The organism is Phytobacter sp. MRY16-398 (genome assembly GCF_003925915.1).
GTDB lineage: Bacteria > Pseudomonadota > Gammaproteobacteria > Enterobacterales > Enterobacteriaceae > Phytobacter > Phytobacter diazotrophicus.
Genome location: NZ_AP018756.1, coordinates 5862559 through 5880838, shown reverse-complemented (window position 1 = coordinate 5880838; position 18280 = coordinate 5862559). Strand labels below are relative to the sequence as shown.

13 protein-coding genes, 1 tRNA gene, 3 rRNA genes and 1 pseudogene are annotated in these 18280 nt (G+C 52.1%); 14 read left to right on the top strand and 4 right to left on the bottom strand.

Translation table 11 applies throughout. From position 1 onward, the window contains the following. Positions 1–51 precede the first annotated feature (51 nt). The 7 genes from kup to rbsR all read left to right on the top strand — a co-directional run bounded on the left by kup (position 52) and on the right by rbsR (position 7975). The gene (gene kup / locus MRY16398_RS28735; protein WP_039079993.1) at positions 52–1920 is read left to right on the top strand and encodes a low affinity potassium transporter Kup; all 1869 of its coding nucleotides are present in this window, start codon (positions 52–54) and stop codon (positions 1918–1920) included. Positions 1921–2123: 203 nt separating this feature from the next. Beyond that, entirely contained in the window at positions 2124–2543 is a 420-nt protein-coding gene (gene rbsD, locus MRY16398_RS28730; protein ID WP_039079992.1) for a D-ribose pyranase, read from the top strand. Between the two features lie 7 nt (positions 2544–2550). Continuing rightward, a complete protein-coding gene (gene rbsA, locus MRY16398_RS28725) occupies positions 2551–4056 on the top strand; it encodes a ribose ABC transporter ATP-binding protein RbsA (RefSeq protein ID WP_039079991.1) in 1506 nt (501 codons plus the stop codon). A gap of 5 nt (positions 4057–4061) precedes the next feature. Then, a complete protein-coding gene (rbsC, locus tag MRY16398_RS28720; RefSeq protein WP_039079990.1) occupies positions 4062–5027 on the top strand; it encodes a ribose ABC transporter permease in 966 nt (321 codons plus the stop codon). 26 nt (positions 5028–5053) lie between these two features. Next, positions 5054–5944 carry a ribose ABC transporter substrate-binding protein RbsB gene (rbsB, locus tag MRY16398_RS28715; protein WP_039079989.1) on the top strand — a complete coding sequence of 297 codons (891 nt, stop codon included), beginning with the start codon at positions 5054–5056 and terminating at the stop codon, positions 5942–5944. Between the two features lie 105 nt (positions 5945–6049). Then, entirely contained in the window at positions 6050–6979 is a 930-nt protein-coding gene (gene rbsK / locus MRY16398_RS28710; protein WP_071195161.1) for a ribokinase, read from the top strand. 3 nt (positions 6980–6982) lie between these two features. Next, entirely contained in the window at positions 6983–7975 is a 993-nt protein-coding gene (gene rbsR, locus MRY16398_RS28705; RefSeq protein WP_103245128.1) for a ribose operon transcriptional repressor RbsR, read from the top strand. On the opposite strand, the pseudogene mdtD reads toward rbsR, so the two are convergent. After that, positions 7941–9369: pseudogene (mdtD, locus tag MRY16398_RS28700) on the bottom strand (multidrug transporter subunit MdtD). The gene rbsR and the pseudogene mdtD overlap by 35 nt on opposite strands. 11 nt (positions 9370–9380) lie before the next feature. Then, entirely contained in the window at positions 9381–10085 is a 705-nt protein-coding gene (locus MRY16398_RS28695; RefSeq protein WP_039079986.1) for a FadR/GntR family transcriptional regulator, read from the bottom strand. A 58-nt stretch (positions 10086–10143) separates the two neighbouring features. On the opposite strand from MRY16398_RS28695, the gene MRY16398_RS30490 reads away from it, so the two are divergent. From MRY16398_RS30490 to rrf, 5 genes are all read left to right on the top strand, one after another. After that, positions 10144–10335: a hypothetical protein gene (locus MRY16398_RS30490; RefSeq protein WP_145986173.1), complete on the top strand. Its 192-nt coding sequence runs from the start codon at positions 10144–10146 to the stop codon at positions 10333–10335. 242 nt (positions 10336–10577) lie between these two features. Beyond that, a 16S ribosomal RNA gene (locus MRY16398_RS28690) occupies positions 10578–12117 on the top strand. 85 nt (positions 12118–12202) lie between these two features. Then, positions 12203–12278 (top strand) — tRNA-Glu (locus MRY16398_RS28685). Between the two features lie 187 nt (positions 12279–12465). After that, positions 12466–15366: ribosomal RNA gene (locus MRY16398_RS28680) — 23S ribosomal RNA — on the top strand. 194 nt (positions 15367–15560) lie between these two features. Beyond that, positions 15561–15676 (top strand): 5S ribosomal RNA (rrf, locus tag MRY16398_RS28675). The 16S, 23S and 5S rRNA genes sit together here with 1 tRNA gene alongside, the layout of an rRNA operon. 97 nt (positions 15677–15773) lie before the next feature. On the opposite strand, the gene mobB is transcribed toward rrf, so the two are convergent. Both mobB and mobA read right to left on the bottom strand, forming a co-directional pair. Then, a complete protein-coding gene (gene mobB / locus MRY16398_RS28670; protein ID WP_125125609.1) occupies positions 15774–16277 on the bottom strand; it encodes a molybdopterin-guanine dinucleotide biosynthesis protein MobB in 504 nt (167 codons plus the stop codon). Next, positions 16274–16858, bottom strand: a complete 585-nt coding sequence (gene mobA / locus MRY16398_RS28665; RefSeq protein ID WP_125125608.1) for a molybdenum cofactor guanylyltransferase MobA — start codon at positions 16856–16858, stop codon at positions 16274–16276. Before mobA ends, mobB begins: the two co-directional genes overlap by 4 nt. Positions 16859–16927: 69 nt before the next feature. On the opposite strand from mobA, the gene MRY16398_RS28660 reads away from it, so the two are divergent. After that, positions 16928–17197: a YihD family protein gene (locus MRY16398_RS28660; protein ID WP_039077379.1), complete on the top strand. Its 270-nt coding sequence runs from the start codon at positions 16928–16930 to the stop codon at positions 17195–17197. Positions 17198–17273: 76 nt separating this feature from the next. Continuing rightward, positions 17274–18260, top strand: a complete 987-nt coding sequence (locus MRY16398_RS28655; protein WP_039077378.1) for a serine/threonine protein kinase — start codon at positions 17274–17276, stop codon at positions 18258–18260. The last annotated feature ends 20 nt before the right edge of the window (positions 18261–18280 follow it).

The window sequence follows — 18280 nt, the reverse complement described above, 5'->3', positions numbered from 1 at the left end:
GTGGGCCAAGGGACTAAGCACACATTTGTCATTCAAACAAAAGATTAGTCTATGAGCACTGATAATAAGCAATCGTTGCCCGCGATAACACTCGCGGCTATTGGGGTTGTCTACGGTGATATCGGCACCAGCCCGCTTTATACACTTCGTGAATGTTTGTCAGGTCAATTTGGTTTTGGGGTTGAACGCGACGCCGTCTTCGGCTTTTTGTCGCTCATCTTCTGGCTGCTGATACTGGTCGTCTCGGTTAAATACCTAACTTTTGTCATGCGTGCAGATAACGCAGGTGAAGGTGGGATCTTAACGCTGATGTCGCTGGCAGGACGCAATACCTCCGCCAGAATGACCTCCGTGCTTGTTATCATGGGGCTTATTGGCGGCAGTTTCTTCTATGGAGAAGTGGTCATTACTCCCGCCATCTCAGTGATGTCGGCTATAGAAGGGCTCGAAATCGTCGCACCATCGCTGGATACGTGGATTGTTCCGTTGTCTATTTTGGTGCTCACGCTGCTGTTTATGATCCAAAAGCACGGCACAGGGCTGGTAGGCAAACTCTTTGCTCCCATCATGCTGGCCTGGTTTTTGATTCTGGCGGTGCTGGGTGCGCGCGGTATTATCAGCAACCCTGAGGTGCTGCAGGCGCTTAACCCGGCCTGGGCGGTCAATTTCTTCCTTCAATACAAAGCCGTCTCGTTTGTTGCGCTGGGCGCGGTGGTACTTTCTATCACCGGGGTAGAGGCGTTGTATGCGGATATGGGCCATTTCGGTAAGCTGCCCATTCGCCTTGCGTGGTTTATCGTGGTATTACCATCACTGGCGCTGAATTACTTTGGTCAGGGGGCGTTGCTGCTGAAAACCCCGGAAGCGATCAAAAACCCGTTCTTCCTGCTGGCTCCAGAATGGGCTCTGATTCCGATGTTGATCATCGCAACGCTGGCGACGGTCATTGCGTCTCAGGCGGTTATCTCGGGCGTGTTCTCTCTGACACGCCAGGCAGTGCGTCTGGGTTATCTCTCGCCAATGCGCATTATCCATACGTCGGAGATGGAATCCGGGCAGATCTACATTCCCTTTATTAACTGGCTGCTCTACTTCGCGGTTGTTATCGTGATCGTGAGTTTTGAACACTCCAGTAACCTGGCGGCGGCTTATGGTATTGCGGTGACCGGTACAATGGTGCTGACGTCGATTCTTTCTATGACCGTGGCGCGCAAGAACTGGCACTGGAACAAAATGGTTGTCGGTTTGTTGCTTACCATGTTCCTGTGTATAGATGTACCGCTTTTCTCGGCTAACCTCGATAAGTTGCTGTCCGGTGGCTGGTTACCGTTGAGTCTGGGTCTGGTCATGTTCATCGTGATGACCACATGGAAGAGCGAGCGTTTCCGCCTGCTGCGGCGCATGCATGAGCACGGCAACTCACTGGAAGCGATGATTGCCTCGCTGGAAAAATCGCCGCCGGTGCGAGTTCCGGGTACTGCGGTATATATGTCCCGCGCGCTGAATGTGATTCCGTTTGCTATGTTGCATAACCTGAAACATAACAAAGTACTGCATGAACGTGTGATCCTGCTGACGCTACGTACAGAAGATGCGCCCTATGTGCACAATGTGCGTCGTGTGCAGATTGAGCAACTCTCGCCGACGTTCTGGCGTGTGGTAGCCAGCTATGGCTGGCGTGAAACGCCAAATGTGGAAGAGGTGTTCCACCGCTGCGGTCTGGAAGGGCTCAGTTGCCGCATGATGGAGACATCCTTCTTTATGTCGCATGAGTCGCTGATTGTGGGTAAACGGCCCTGGTATCTACGGCTGCGTGGCAAGTTATACCTCCTGTTGCAACGCAATGCGCTGCGTGCGCCGGACCAGTTTGAAATCCCACCCAACCGGGTTATCGAACTCGGTACGCAGGTTGAAATTTAACGCCTTTTAAAACCCCTCTTCGTGAGGGGTTTTTGCTATTTATCTCCCGCAATTTTATTTAAGTAAGATAACTTGTGTTTTCTTTCTGCAACGCGCGCGAAACGTTTCGATTTCGATCACAATTCTGTAATGCCATGGTGGTTTTCTGAACATTCTCAGGTCTACACTGAGATCAGCGAAACGTTTCGCTAATGGAGCATAAAATGAAAAAAGGTACTGTTCTCAACGCTGAAATCTCGTCGGTCATCTCCCGTCTTGGGCATACCGATACGCTGGTGGTTTGTGATGCAGGCTTGCCTGTGCCGAAAAGCACCGCGCGTATTGATATGGCATTAACCCAGGGGGTTCCATCCTTTATGCAGGTACTGGAGGTGGTCACCGCCGAGATGCAGGTTGAAGCAGCTATCCTCGCGTCGGAAATCGAACAGCAGAATCCACAGCTCCACGAAACGTTGCTCAATCACATTGAGCAGCTGCAGCAACACCAGGGGAATACCATAGAAGTTCGTTATGTTTCACACGAACAATTTAAAAAACACACCGCGGACAGTCAGGCGGTGATTCGCAGCGGGGAATGTTCCCCGTATGCGAATATCATTCTCTGTGCTGGCGTCACCTTCTGAGGCCATCATGGACGCATTACTGCAACTCAAAGGGATCGATAAAGCGTTCCCGGGCGTGAAAGCCCTGTCTGGCGCCGCGTTAAATGTTTATCCCGGCCGCGTCATGGCGCTGGTCGGCGAAAATGGCGCGGGCAAATCCACGATGATGAAAGTCCTGACCGGCATCTATACCCGTGATGCCGGTTCATTACTGTGGCTGGGTAAAGAGACCACCTTTACCGGACCGAAATCTTCGCAAGAAGCCGGCATCGGCATTATTCACCAGGAACTTAACCTGATCCCCCAGCTCACCATTGCCGAAAATATCTTTATCGGTCGTGAATTCGTTAACCGCTTTGGCAAAATCGACTGGAAAAAGATGTATGCCGAAGCTGATAAGCTGCTGCTTAAACTGAATCTCCGCTTTAAAAGCGACAGGCTGGTGGGTGAGCTTTCCATTGGCGATCAACAGATGGTCGAGATTGCAAAGGTCCTGAGTTATGAGTCGCAGGTCATCATTATGGATGAACCGACCGATGCCCTGACCGATACCGAAACTGAATCCCTTTTCCGCGTCATTCGCGAATTGAAAGCGCAGGGGCGCGGGATTGTCTATATCTCTCACCGTATGAAAGAGATCTTCGAGATTTGCGATGATGTGACCGTGTTCCGCGACGGCCAGTTTATCGCCGAGCGTGAAGTTGCAACGCTGACCGAAGATACGCTTATCGAAATGATGGTTGGGCGCAAACTGGAAGATCAATACCCGCGCCTCGATAAAGCGCCTGGCGATATCCGTCTGAAAGTAGATAACCTGTGCGGCCCAGGCGTGAACAATGTGAGTTTTACCCTGCGCAAAGGGGAGATTCTGGGCGTGGCGGGCCTGATGGGCGCCGGGCGTACCGAACTGATGAAAGTGCTTTATGGCGCGCTGCCGCGCACCAGCGGGAGCGTCACGCTGGATGGCCATGAAGTTGTTACCCGTTCACCGCAGGATGGCCTGGCGAACGGTATCGTCTATATCTCCGAAGACCGCAAGCGTGATGGTTTAGTGCTGGGTATGTCGGTTAAAGAGAATATGTCGCTGACGGCGCTGGGTTATTTCAGCCGTCCGGGTGGCAATTTAAAACATAAAGAAGAGCAGCAGGCGGTGAGTGATTTCATTCGTCTGTTCAATGTCAAAACGCCATCAATGGAACAGGCTATTGGCCTGCTTTCTGGTGGTAACCAGCAGAAAGTGGCTATCGCACGCGGTTTGATGACGCGTCCGAAAGTGCTGATCCTCGATGAGCCGACCCGCGGCGTTGATGTCGGGGCGAAAAAAGAGATTTATCAGCTTATTAACCAGTTCAAGGCCGACGGCCTGAGTATCATTCTGGTGTCATCGGAGATGCCAGAAGTCTTAGGTATGAGTGATCGCATCATGGTGATGCATGAAGGGCATCTCGGCGGTGAATTCACGCGCGAGCAGGCCACTCAGGAAGTATTGATGGCTGCCGCAGTGGGCAAGCTTAATCGTGTGAATCAGGAGTAAAAAAGATGACTACCCAGGCTGTTTCTGGTCGCCGCTATTTCACCAAAGCGTGGTTGATGGAACAAAAATCGCTGATCGCCTTGTTGGTGCTGATTGCCATTGTGTCGACCATGAGTCCGAACTTTTTTACCGTCAATAACCTGTTGAATATCCTGCAGCAAACCTCTGTGAACGCCATTATGGCGGTTGGCATGACGCTGGTTATTTTAACTTCCGGGATCGATCTGTCCGTCGGTTCTCTGCTGGCGTTGACCGGTGCGGTTGCCGCGTCGCTCGTCGGTATGGAAGTAAATGCGCTGGTAGCTGTCGCCGCCGCTCTGGCGCTGGGGGCTGCTATTGGCGCGGTAACCGGGACTATCGTGGCGAAAGGGCGAGTGCAGGCGTTCATCGCAACCCTGGTCATGATGCTCTTACTGCGCGGTGTGACGCTGGTGTACACCAACGGGAGCCCGATCAACACCGGTTTTACGGACAATGCAGATATCTTTGGCTGGTTTGGTATTGGTCGCCCGCTGGGGATCCCGACACCAGTATGGCTCATGGCAATTGTCTTTATCGCCACCTGGTACTTACTGCATCACACCCGTCTGGGACGCTATATCTATGCGCTCGGGGGAAATGAAGCCGCAACACGCTTGTCCGGTATTAGCGTCGATAAAGTCAAAGTGATTGTCTACTCTTTGTGTGGGCTTTTGGCGTCGCTGGCGGGCATCATTGAAGTTGCGCGCCTCTCCTCAGGGCAACCGACTGCAGGTACCGGCTATGAGCTGGATGCTATCGCTGCGGTGGTGTTGGGCGGTACCAGTCTTGCAGGCGGTAAAGGGCGCATCGTTGGGACATTGATCGGCGCATTGATTCTCGGCTTCCTGAATAATGGATTGAATTTGTTAAGTGTTTCCTCCTATTACCAGATGATCGTTAAAGCAGTGGTGATTCTGCTGGCGGTCTTGGTAGACAACAAAAAGCAGTAATTACCTACACTACAGGACATCATGATATGAACATGAAAAAACTGGCTACTCTGGTTTCTGCTGTTGCACTGAGCGCCACCGTAAGCGCGAACGCGATGGCGAAAGACACGATTGCATTGGTTATTTCCACGCTGAACAACCCGTTCTTCGTTAGCCTTAAAGATGGCGCGCAAAAAGAAGCGGACAAACTGGGTTACGATCTGGTTGTGCTGGATTCACAAAATAACCCGGCAAAAGAGCTGGCTAACGTTCAGGACTTAACGGTACGCGGTACCAAACTGCTGCTTATCAACCCGACTGATTCCGACGCTGTAGGTAACGCCGTGAAGATGGCGAATCAGGCAAATATTCCGGTTATCACCCTTGACCGTGCTGCTGCGAAAGGCGAAGTGGTAAGCCACATCGCTTCGGATAACGTGCTGGGCGGTAAAATTGCTGGCGATTACATTGCCAAGAAAGCCGGTGAAGGCGCGAAAGTTATCGAATTGCAGGGTATTGCGGGGACATCTGCTGCCCGTGAGCGTGGCGAAGGCTTCCAGCAGGCTGTTGCCGCCCATAAATTTAACGTCCTGGCGAGCCAGCCGGCTGACTTTGACCGTACAAAAGGCCTGAACGTTATGCAGAACCTGCTGACGGCGCACCCGGATGTACAGGCGGTGTTTGCACAGAACGATGAAATGGCGCTGGGTGCGATGCGCGCCCTGCAAACTGCCGGTAAAACAGATGTGATGGTGGTTGGGTTTGACGGTACGCCTGATGGCGTAAAAGCCGTAAATGACGGCAAAATGGCGGCGACGATTGCTCAGCTTCCGGAAATGATTGGCGCGAAAGGCGTAGACACCGCAGCACAGGTGCTGAAAGGTGAAAAAGTTCACGCGAAGATCCCGGTAGACCTGAAACTGGTTATCAAACAATAAAAATCGTCAGGCTATCTCACCAGGGTAGCCTGAAAAAAAGCATCAAGAAAAGCAGAGCTCGCGCCACCCGCTGGCGGGTGGCGCATTTTAATGGACAAGCTCATCATGAAAACCACAGGCAAACTTGTTGTCCTCGGTAGTATTAATGCCGATCACATTCTTAACCTTGAATCATTCCCAACCCCCGGGGAGACCGTTACCGGCACGCAATATCAGATTGCATTCGGCGGTAAAGGTGCAAACCAGGCGGTGGCTGCCGGGCGCAGCGGTGCGGATATAGCCTTCATTGCCTGCACGGGTGATGACGACACCGGTGAACGTGTCCGCCAACAACTAATTAGCGACAACATTGATGTGGCGCCTGTTAGCGTGATTGCTAATGAGTCGACCGGCGTGGCGCTGATTTTTGTTAATGGCGAAGGTGAGAATGTCATCGGTATTCATGCGGGCGCGAACGCGGCGCTCTCCCCGGCACTTGTTGATGCACAGCAGGAGCGTATTGCCCAGGCTTCCGCGCTGTTAATGCAACTGGAATCCCCGGTAGAAAGCGTTTTGGCCGCAGCGCGTATTGCCCATGCAAACCAGACCATTGTGGCGCTCAACCCCGCTCCGGCACGTGAGCTTTCTGATGAGTTGCTGGCGCTGGTGGACATCATCACACCGAATGAAACCGAAGCCGAAAAACTGACGGGTATTAATGTTGCCAGCGATGAAGATGCGGCGCGCGCGGCGCAGGTACTACACGCCAAAGGCATTGATACGGTCATCATTACGCTGGGAAGCCGTGGTGTCTGGGCTAGCGTGAAAGGCGACGGTCGTCGTGTTCCGGGTTTTAAAGTGAAAGCCATTGATACCATTGCAGCCGGGGATACCTTTAATGGTGCTCTGATGACCGCACTGCTGGAAGACCTCGCGCTGGATGATGCTATTCGTTTTGCTCATGCGGCGGCGGCCATTGCTGTCACTCGCAAAGGCGCGCAACCGTCTGTTCCGTGGCGCAAAGAAATTGACGATTTCCTGGCTGAGCAGGGGTGATGATTGGCTACGATGAAGGATGTGGCCCGGATGGCGGGCGTATCGACGTCAACCGTTTCGCATGTTATCAATAAAGATCGCTTTGTCAGTGAAGCCATCCGCGAAAAGGTGGAGTCCGCGATCAAGGCGCTCAACTATGCGCCGTCTGCGCTGGCGCGCAGCCTGAAAATCAATCAAACCCGCACTATCGGGATGTTGATTACCGCCAGTACCAACCCTTTCTACTCTGAACTGGTACGTGGCGTGGAGCGTAGCTGCTTTGAGCGCGGTTATAGCCTGGTGTTATGCAACACCGAAGGGGATGAGCAGCGCATGAACAGCAATCTGGAAACGCTGATGCAAAAGCGTGTCGATGGTCTGCTGCTTTTATGTACGGAAACGCATCAGCCTTCCCGGGAAATTCTGCAGCGTTACCCCTCGGTGCCCACGGTGATGATGGACTGGGCTCCGTTTGATGGGGACAGTGACCTTATTCAGGATAATTCTCTGCTCGGCGGCGACATGGCGACGCAGTACCTGATCAATAAAGGCCATACCCATATTGCCTGTATTGCTGGCCCGCTAGATAAAACGCCTGCCCGCCTGCGCCTCGAAGGTTATCGTGATGCGATGGCCCGCGCGGGCCTGACCATCCATGACGGTGATGAAATTATTGGCAACTTTGAGTTCAGCGGCGGCTTTGAAGCAATGCAGATGCTGCTGGCACTGGAAGCGCGCCCGCAGGCGGTATTTATTTGTAATGATGCGATGGCTGTCGGGGCTTACCTGGCACTGTATCAGGCCGGGCTGCGTGTGCCGCAGGATATTGCCATTGTTGGTTATGACGACATTGAACTGGCGCAGTATATGACGCCACCGCTCACCACCATTCATCAGCCGAAAGATGAACTGGGGGAGCTGGCGATCGATGTGTTGATTCACCGTATCTCTGACCCTACGCAACAACAACAGCGGCTACAGCTTACGCCGGTGTTGATGGAGCGTGGCTCAGCGTAGTATTAATGCTTTTCTTTTATCAGGTTACGACCATCTTTCGGCTTTAACAGCATAAAGGTCAGGGCGGATACCAGGGTGATGGCACCCATCGTCACAAAGGTATAGTGAAACTGTTCCACGGTATTCGCGCTGTCAAACCCTTCGTAAAACCGCAAAACTGCCGCACTGACGGCGACACCAAGGCTGATGGAGAGCTGTTGCGTTACGGCAAGCACACTATTCCCGCTACTGGCGTTTTCGTCAGTCAGGTCGGCAAGCGTAATGGTATTCATGGCGGTGAATTGTGTGGACATGGCCATCCCCAGGATGAACAGCGGTAATATCAGCAGCCACACTTCCATTGACGGTGATTGCAGAGAAAATTGCGCAATCATCAAACCGATAAACAGGGTAATGGCTACCAGGGTTTTCCTGTAACCAAGGCGGCGCAATACCTGGGTGACCATAGATTTTGCCAGAATGGACCCCATTGCCGTCGGCGCCATCATGCATCCGGCAATCAGTGCAGGATAGCCAAACCCAACCTGTAGCATCAGCGGCATCAAAAATGGCACACAGCCCGTCCCCAGTCGCGAAGCAATATTACCGATAATGCCCACAGAGAAGGTGCGTGTCTTAAACAGATTGAGCGAGATGAGCGGCGTGGGGTGACGGCGCGCGTGGCGAATATAAAGAAGAAATAACAGCACGCCACTCAGTATCACGGCCGATGCCAGCCAGCTTGCGACAATTTTCTCGCCAAACAACTCCATGCCACTGGAAAACAGGACCAGGCTCAGGCCAAAGAGGAAAAAGCCGCCGGTATCGAAGCCTTTACGCGGTGTGGTGAAGTTCGGCATATATTTACGCGCATATAAAATCCCGGCTATGCCAATCGGAATATTAATAAGGAAGATCCAGTGCCAGCTTGCCCAGGTCACCAGCACGCCACCCAATACCGGGCCGAGAATGGGACCTACCAGGCCTGGCATAGTGACAAAGTTAAGTACCGGTAGAAGCTCGCTGCGCGGATAGGCGCGCAGCAGTGCCAGACGTGCAACGGGCATCATCATTGCGCCGCCTATTCCCTGAATCACGCGAAAGCAGACCAGCGCCCCGAGCGACGTCGAGAGTGCGCAGGCCAGTGAACCCAGCGTAAAGAGGGTGACGGCCAGCATGAAGACACGCCGGGTGCCAAAACGGTCCGCCAGCCAGCCGCTTGCCGGAATCAACATGGCGACCGTCAGGGTATAACTGATAATGGCGGACTGCATCGCAAGAGGAGAACGATCAAGGCTTTGTGCGATAGCGGGTAGTGCGGTGTTCAGAATGGTGGCGTCCAGCGCCTGCATAAAGAAGGCCATGGCCGCAATCCACGGCAATCCGGCCATACTGCGAGCTTTCTTTTCAGTCATTCTTTGTCCTGTTATTTTGCCGTTGGCGCGTTTGGCGTCTTCAACAGAGTCTGGCAGGCCTGAAAGGCACTATCCCCATCACTTTCCTGAATCGCATCAACAATAGCCTGATGCAGATCGAGCTTTATGGCCTGGTCCTGAGTGATGGAAGTAAAGTAGGTATGGTATATAGAATGGAACAGCGTAGCGAAAGAGATAAGAAAAGGATTAGCACTCATCGTATAAATATGTTCGTGCCAGGACATATCAACTTCAATCCAGCGATCACGGTTAAAGTGCTTTTTCAGATACACCATCTCTTCCATTAATGTATTGAGGTGTGCTTTTTGTTCCGCGCTGCCTAATTGTGCCGCCAACTGGCAAGCTTGTGGTTCGAGACTGTTACGCATAATAAGGAAGTGCTGGATGACTTCATGAAAGTTATCCTCGCTCATCCACCAGACCAGTAATTCTTTATCAAGGAAATTCCAGTTCTCTTTGGGCATAACCCGGGTCCCGATGCGCGGGCGAGGAAGCACCATACCTTTCGCCGTTAATGTCTTTACCGCCTCCCTGACCGCCGTGCGGCTTACACCGAACTGTTCACCCAACTCTATCTCGCCAGGCAAAATGCAGCCCGGGGCGTATTCGCCTCTCAGAATTTGTTGTGCCAGTTTCTCCGCCAGCACCCATGAGAGGTTTTTTTGCGCGGCAAGCTGTTGTGCGTTCAAAGACATTTATCGCTTCCTTTTATTCTTATTCACTCTTTAGTATGCCACCGGGGCTATTCCTGTGGTGGCAAAAACAGCAAAACAGGCCTTTTACGGTGCTTTTTACCGCGTCTTGTTGAAAAAAGAGACGGTTAAAAACTTTTTTGAAATTTATACTTGTCACTTCACAAGAACTCCCTATAATGCGCCTCCACTGACACGGAACAACGGCAAACAAGCCGCCGGGTTAGCAGGGTTCTCAGGCGAATGCCGGTGAGAATTCCGCAGAGAAAAGTGAAAATAAACACTTGACTCTGCAGCGGGAAAGCGTAATATGCACACCCCGCGCCGCAGCGAAAAACGAAGCGGCACTGCTCTTTAACAATTTATCAGACAATCTGTGTGGGCACTCAAAGTGACATGGATTCTTAACGTCCTCGGACGATAAATGAATACCAAGTCTCATAGAGTGAACACGTAATTCATTACGAAGTTTAATTCTACGAGCATCAAACTTTTAAATTGAAGAGTTTGATCATGGCTCAGATTGAACGCTGGCGGCAGGCCTAACACATGCAAGTCGAACGGTAGCACAGAGAGCTTGCTCTCGGGTGACGAGTGGCGGACGGGTGAGTAATGTCTGGGAAACTGCCCGATGGAGGGGGATAACTACTGGAAACGGTAGCTAATACCGCATAATGTCGCAAGACCAAAGAGGGGGACCTTCGGGCCTCTTGCCATCGGATGTGCCCAGATGGGATTAGCTAGTTGGTGAGGTAATGGCTCACCAAGGCGACGATCCCTAGCTGGTCTGAGAGGATGACCAGCCACACTGGAACTGAGACACGGTCCAGACTCCTACGGGAGGCAGCAGTGGGGAATATTGCACAATGGGCGCAAGCCTGATGCAGCCATGCCGCGTGTGTGAAGAAGGCCTTCGGGTTGTAAAGCACTTTCAGCGGGGAGGAAGGCAATACGGTTAATAACCGTGTTGATTGACGTTACCCGCAGAAGAAGCACCGGCTAACTCCGTGCCAGCAGCCGCGGTAATACGGAGGGTGCAAGCGTTAATCGGAATTACTGGGCGTAAAGCGCACGCAGGCGGTCTGTCAAGTCGGATGTGAAATCCCCGGGCTCAACCTGGGAACTGCATTCGAAACTGGCAGGCTTGAGTCTTGTAGAGGGGGGTAGAATTCCAGGTGTAGCGGTGAAATGCGTAGAGATCTGGAGGAATACCGGTGGCGAAGGCGGCCCCCTGGACAAAGACTGACGCTCAGGTGCGAAAGCGTGGGGAGCAAACAGGATTAGATACCCTGGTAGTCCACGCCGTAAACGATGTCGACTTGGAGGTTGTGCCCTTGAGGCGTGGCTTCCGGAGCTAACGCGTTAAGTCGACCGCCTGGGGAGTACGGCCGCAAGGTTAAAACTCAAATGAATTGACGGGGGCCCGCACAAGCGGTGGAGCATGTGGTTTAATTCGATGCAACGCGAAGAACCTTACCTGGTCTTGACATCCACGGAATTTGGCAGAGATGCCTTAGTGCCTTCGGGAACCGTGAGACAGGTGCTGCATGGCTGTCGTCAGCTCGTGTTGTGAAATGTTGGGTTAAGTCCCGCAACGAGCGCAACCCTTATCCTTTGTTGCCAGCGGTCCGGCCGGGAACTCAAAGGAGACTGCCAGTGATAAACTGGAGGAAGGTGGGGATGACGTCAAGTCATCATGGCCCTTACGACCAGGGCTACACACGTGCTACAATGGCATATACAAAGAGAAGCGACCTCGCGAGAGCAAGCGGACCTCATAAAGTATGTCGTAGTCCGGATTGGAGTCTGCAACTCGACTCCATGAAGTCGGAATCGCTAGTAATCGTGGATCAGAATGCCACGGTGAATACGTTCCCGGGCCTTGTACACACCGCCCGTCACACCATGGGAGTGGGTTGCAAAAGAAGTAGGTAGCTTAACCTTCGGGAGGGCGCTTACCACTTTGTGATTCATGACTGGGGTGAAGTCGTAACAAGGTAACCGTAGGGGAACCTGCGGTTGGATCACCTCCTTACCTTAAAGAACCTGCCTTTGTAGTGCTCACACAGATTGTCTGATGAAAAGTAAAAAGCAAGGCGTCTTGCGAGCGAGACTTAAGTGTCCCCTTCGTCTAGAGGCCCAGGACACCGCCCTTTCACGGCGGTAACAGGGGTTCGAATCCCCTAGGGGACGCCACTTGCGCGGTAATGTGTGAAAGGCGTTGCCACCGATATCTCAAAACTGACTTTCGAGTCATGTTTGAGATATTTGCTCTTTAAAAATCTGGATCAAGCTGAAAATTGAAACGACACACGAAAGTGTGTTCGAGTCTCTCAAATTTTCGCGACACGATGATGTTTTACGAAACATCTTCGGGTTGTGAGGTTAAGCGACTAAGCGTACACGGTGGATGCCCTGGCAGTCAGAGGCGATGAAGGACGTGCTAATCTGCGAAAAGCGCCGGCGAGGTGATATGAACCTTTGACCCGGCGATGTCCGAATGGGGAAACCCAGTGCAATCCGTTGCACTATCGTTTGATGAATACATAGTCAAACGAGGCGAACCGGGGGAACTGAAACATCTAAGTACCCCGAGGAAAAGAAATCAACCGAGATTCCCCCAGTAGCGGCGAGCGAACGGGGAGCAGCCCAGAGCCTGAATCAGCTTGTGTGTTAGTGGAACGGTCTGGAAAGTCCGGCGATACAGGGTGACAGCCCCGTACACGAAAGCACACAGGCTGTGAGCTCGATGAGTAGGGCGGGACACGTGGTATCCTGTCTGAATATGGGGGGACCATCCTCCAAGGCTAAATACTCCTGACTGACCGATAGTGAACCAGTACCGTGAGGGAAAGGCGAAAAGAACCCCGGCGAGGGGAGTGAAAAAGAACCTGAAACCGTGTACGTACAAGCAGTGGGAGCCTCTTAATGGGGTGACTGCGTACCTTTTGTATAATGGGTCAGCGACTTATATTCTGTAGCAAGGTTAACCGAATAGGGGAGCCGAAGGGAAACCGAGTCTTAACTGGGCGTTAAGTTGCAGGGTATAGACCCGAAACCCGGTGATCTAGCCATGGGCAGGTTGAAGGTTGGGTAACACTAACTGGAGGACCGAACCGACTAATGTTGAAAAATTAGCGGATGACTTGTGGCTGGGGGTGAAAGGCCAATCAAACCGGGAGATAGCTGGTTCTCCCCGAAAGCTATTTAGGTAGCGCCTCGTGAATTCATCTCCGGGGGTAGAGCACTGTTTCGGCTAGGGGGCCATCCCGGCTTACCAACCCGATGCAAACTACGAATACCGGAGAATGTTATCACGGGAGACACACGGCGGGTGCTAACGTCCGTCGTGAAGAGGGAAACAACCCAGACCGCCAGCTAAGGTCCCAAAGTCATGGTTAAGTGGGAAACGATGTGGGAAGGCACAGACAGCCAGGATGTTGGCTTAGAAGCAGCCATCATTTAAAGAAAGCGTAATAGCTCACTGGTCGAGTCGGCCTGCGCGGAAGATGTAACGGGGCTAAACCATGCACCGAAGCTGCGGCAGCGACACTAAGTGTTGTTGGGTAGGGGAGCGTTCTGTAAGCCTGCGAAGGTGTGCTGTGAGGCATGCTGGAGGTATCAGAAGTGCGAATGCTGACATAAGTAACGATAAAGCGGGTGAAAAGCCCGCTCGCCGGAAGACCAAGGGTTCCTGTCCAACGTTAATCGGGGCAGGGTGAGTCGACCCCTAAGGCGAGGCCGAAAGGCGTAGTCGATGGGAAACAGGTTAATATTCCTGTACTTGGTGTTACTGCGAAGGGGGGACGGAGAAGGCTATGTTAGCCGGGCGACGGTTGTCCCGGTTTAAGCATGTAGGCTGGTTATCCAGGCAAATCCGGATAATCAAGGCTGAGGTGTGATGACGAGTCACTACGGTGATGAAGTAACAAATGCCCTGCTTCCAGGAAAAGCCTCTAAGCATCAGGTAACACGAAATCGTACCCCAAACCGACACAGGTGGTCAGGTAGAGAATACCAAGGCGCTTGAGAGAACTCGGGTGAAGGAACTAGGCAAAATGGTGCCGTAACTTCGGGAGAAGGCACGCTGATATGTAGGTGAAGCCCCTGCGGGTGGAGCTGAAATCAGTCGAAGATACCAGCTGGCTGCAACTGTTTATTAAAAACACAGCACTGTGCAAACACGAAAGTGGACGTATACGGTGTGACGCCTGCCCGGTGCCGGAAGGTTAATTGATGGGGTTATCCGTAAGGAGAAGCTCTTGATCGAAGCCCCGGTAAACGGCGGCCGTAACTATAACGGTCCTAAGGTAGCGAAATTCCTTGTCGGGTAAGTTCCGACCTGCACGAATGGCGTAATGATGGCCAGGCTGTCTCCACCCGAGACTCAGTGAAATTGAACTCGCTGTGAAGATGCAGTGTACCCGCGGCAAGACGGAAAGACCCCGTGAACCTTTACTATAGCTTGACACTGAACATTGAGCCTTGATGTGTAGGATAGGTGGGAGGCTTTGAAGTGTGGACGCCAGTCTGCATGGAGCCAACCTTGAAATACCACCCTTTAATGTTTGATGTTCTAACGTGGACCCGTAATCCGGGTTGCGGACAGTGTCTGGTGGGTAGTTTGACTGGGGCGGTCTCCTCCCAAAGAGTAACGGAGGAGCACGAAGGTTGGCTAATCCTGGTCGGACATCAGGAGGTTAGTGCAATGGCATAAGCCAGCTTGACTGCGAGCGTGACGGCGCGAGCAGGTGCGAAAGCAGGTCATAGTGATCCGGTGGTTCTGAATGGAAGGGCCATCGCTCAACGGATAAAAGGTACTCCGGGGATAACAGGCTGATACCGCCCAAGAGTTCATATCGACGGCGGTGTTTGGCACCTCGATGTCGGCTCATCACATCCTGGGGCTGAAGTAGGTCCCAAGGGTATGGCTGTTCGCCATTTAAAGTGGTACGCGAGCTGGGTTTAGAACGTCGTGAGACAGTTCGGTCCCTATCTGCCGTGGGCGCTGGAGAATTGAGGGGGGCTGCTCCTAGTACGAGAGGACCGGAGTGGACGCATCACTGGTGTTCGGGTTGTCATGCCAATGGCACTGCCCGGTAGCTACATGCGGAAGAGATAAGTGCTGAAAGCATCTAAGCACGAAACTTGCCCCGAGATGAGTTCTCCCTTGTCCTTAAGGACACTAAAGGAACGTTGAAGACGACGACGTTGATAGGCCGGGTGTGTAAGCGCAGCGATGCGTTGAGCTAACCGGTACTAATGAACCGTGAGGCTTAACCTTACAACGCCGAAGATGTTTTGGCGGATTGAGAGAATTTTCAGCTTAGATACAGATTTTCGGGAACGAAAGATTTTACGCTGAGGCAAGGCGGCAAATGAAGGAAAGGAAGAAGCATACATGAGTATGTGACTGACTTTGCGAATGCAGCCAACGCAGCCACAGTGAAAAAGATTCGTTTCCGGCAACAGAATTTGCCTGGCGGCTTTAGCGCGGTGGTCCCACCTGACCCCATGCCGAACTCAGAAGTGAAACGCCGTAGCGCCGATGGTAGTGTGGGGTCTCCCCATGTGAGAGTAGGGAACTGCCAGGCATCAGACAAGTAAAAAGCCCATCCTCACGGATGGGCTTTTTGCGTTTTCACGCTTTAATTTATTACCAGACACTTTTCCTCCTGATGGTAACCTTCCTTATCGCCCTAACCAGCGCATAACAAATGCCGAAATCTGCGCTATATCATTGATATCTAAAAGCGGAACATCCACGGCCAGCGGGACATCACTGGCGATAGCGATGACATGTTTATCGATAATAAGTTCTTCTTCTCTGTGTCCGCAGCCCTGACGAAACAGTAAGATCTTAGCGACTGCTTCGTGCTTAAAGCCCTCAACGAGCACCAGATCCAGCGTAGAAGCATCCATTCGGCTGACCAGATACGCTAAATTAAGCTCCGGCTCATCCGGCGTTTCGGTCATTAAGGCCCAGCGTTGCGAACTGGCCACAATCGTTTGTGCTGCACCGGCTTTACGTAACTCGTAACTGTCCTTACCGGGCTTATCAACGTCCATATTATGATGGGTATGCTTAATCAGACCGGGGCGGATCCCTTGCTCGCATAATGCAGGAATCAGCTTTTTTAGTAGCGTCGTCTTTCCGGTACCACTCCAGGCGGCAATAGCCAGTGCGGGTATCATACTTTCTCCTGCCAGCGCGCCAGATCTTCTGGTGTATTCACATTCACAAAGCTTTCCTTTGTATCGCTAAAGTCGACGGAATGCCCTCCGACTTCACGCATAAAAACCATGACCCGGCGTTCTCCTCGGTTAAGGTAGTCTTGCAGTTGCGGCGCGTTGATACGGTTCACCAGGGCAATCGTTGGATGGTCACGTTCACCATCATGCACCCACACCGGATTTGTGCTCTTACATTCTGCACTTAATCGCTCGAGCAGATTGTCCGGAATGTAAGGTGTGTCGCAAGGAGAGAACAGAAACCACTCACTCTCGCACTGCTGCATAACAGACAGCATACCTGCCAGTGGACCGGGGAAATCAACCAGTTGATCCTGGTACACGGGTAAGCCGCTTGCCCGGTAGCTTTCCAGATTACGGTTTGCACTGATCACAATGTGCCCCACCTGAGGCGCCATCGCGTGTGCGACGTATTCCCACAGCGGTTTTCCTTTTAGCACCAGTAATCCTTTATCCTGACCTCCCATCCGCGAGGCTTTACCGCCTGCGAGTATCACACCTGTTACCACACCCTTTTTAATCAACCTTATCGCCTCTTTTATTGTGGGTTTGACCCTGATAACGTGTCTGTACCAAGAGTAAGGAGCACCACCATGAAATGTAAACGCCTGAATGAAGTTATCGAACTCCTCCAGCCTGCGTGGCAGAAAGAACCAGAATTAAGTCTGATGCAATTTTTACAGAAACTGGCGAATGAATCAGGTTATGAGGGAGAGCTTACCGATTTAAGTGACGACATTCTGATTTATCACCTGAAAATGCGTGACTCAGATAAAGATGCGGTAATTCCGGGTATTAAGAAAGATTATGAAGAAGATTTTAAAACTGCTTTGCTCCGCGCACGTGGCGTAATTAAAGAGTAAAAGCTTGTAAGTGAAGCCACCGAAAGCGCAGTGAAATGATATCCTCAATCATTCGGCTTTATTTGCGGATAATGGGATGAACCATAACGCTTTTACTTTCCAGACTCTCCATCCTGACACGATCATGGATGCGTTGTTTGAGCGGGGAATTCGGGTCGACTCCGGTCTTACTCCTCTTAACAGCTATGAGAACCGTGTTTACCAGTTTCAGGACGAAGACCGTCGCCGTTATGTGGTGAAGTTCTACCGTCCTGAACGCTGGTCCGCAGAACAAATCCAGGAAGAACATCGATTTGCGCTGGATCTTCTGGGTGATGAAGTTCCTGTTGCCGCACCGCTCGCCTTCGACAATCAAACCTTACTGACCCATCAGGGGTTTTATTATGCGGTTTTCCCGAGCGTCGGGGGGCGTCAGTTCGAAGCGGATAATCTGGATCAAATGGAATGGGTTGGCCGCTATCTTGGTCGCCTGCATCAAACCGGCCGTAAGGCACTATTCGTCCACCGTCCGGATATGGGGGTGAAGGAGTATCTTCTTGAGCCTCGTCAGGTCTTTGAAGATTCTGCGCTTATCCCAGCCTCGTTGAAAGACAGTTTCTTACGTGCCGCCGATCAGCTTATCGAAGCCGTCATGGCGCACTGGCATAATCGTTTTACCAATCTGCGCTTACATGGCGACTGTCATGCCGGGAATATACTCTGGCGCGATGGTCCGCTGTTTGTGGATCTGGATGACGCCCGTAATGGCCCGGCGATTCAGGATCTCTGGATGTTGTTGCATGGCGACAAAGCCGAGCAGCGCATGCAACTTGAGATGATTATCGAGGCCTATGAAGAATTCTGCGAATTTGATACGGCCGAACTCAGCCTTATTGAACCGCTTCGCGCTATGCGCCTGGTTTACTATCTGGCGTGGATTATCCGTCGCTGGGATGATCCTGCTTTTCCCAAAAACTTCCCGTGGTTAACTGGGGAAGATTACTGGCGCGATCAGACGGCGACTTTTCTTGGGCAGGTAAAGGCGTTGCAAGAACCGCCTCTACAATTAATGCCGATTTACTAATGTGTGACACATCCTGGAGA

Bases quoted from the DNA above. Each gene is read 5' to 3' on its own strand.
- MRY16398_RS28695 (WP_039079986.1), bottom strand. From the start codon at position 10,085: ATGTCTTTGAACGCACAACAGCTTGCCGCGCAAAAAAACCTCTCATGG.
- rbsC (WP_039079990.1), top strand. From the start codon at position 4,062: ATGACTACCCAGGCTGTTTCTGGTCGCCGCTATTTCACCAAAGCGTGG.
- MRY16398_RS28655 (WP_039077378.1), top strand. From the start codon at position 17,274: ATGAACCATAACGCTTTTACTTTCCAGACTCTCCATCCTGACACGATC.
- rbsB (WP_039079989.1), top strand. From the start codon at position 5,054: ATGAACATGAAAAAACTGGCTACTCTGGTTTCTGCTGTTGCACTGAGC.
- mobB (WP_125125609.1), bottom strand. From the start codon at position 16,277: ATGATACCCGCACTGGCTATTGCCGCCTGGAGTGGTACCGGAAAGACG.
- rbsD (WP_039079992.1), top strand. From the start codon at position 2,124: ATGAAAAAAGGTACTGTTCTCAACGCTGAAATCTCGTCGGTCATCTCC.
- kup (WP_039079993.1), top strand. From the start codon at position 52: ATGAGCACTGATAATAAGCAATCGTTGCCCGCGATAACACTCGCGGCT.
- rbsK (WP_071195161.1), top strand. From the start codon at position 6,050: ATGAAAACCACAGGCAAACTTGTTGTCCTCGGTAGTATTAATGCCGAT.
- rbsA (WP_039079991.1), top strand. From the start codon at position 2,551: ATGGACGCATTACTGCAACTCAAAGGGATCGATAAAGCGTTCCCGGGC.
- MRY16398_RS28660 (WP_039077379.1), top strand. From the start codon at position 16,928: ATGAAATGTAAACGCCTGAATGAAGTTATCGAACTCCTCCAGCCTGCG.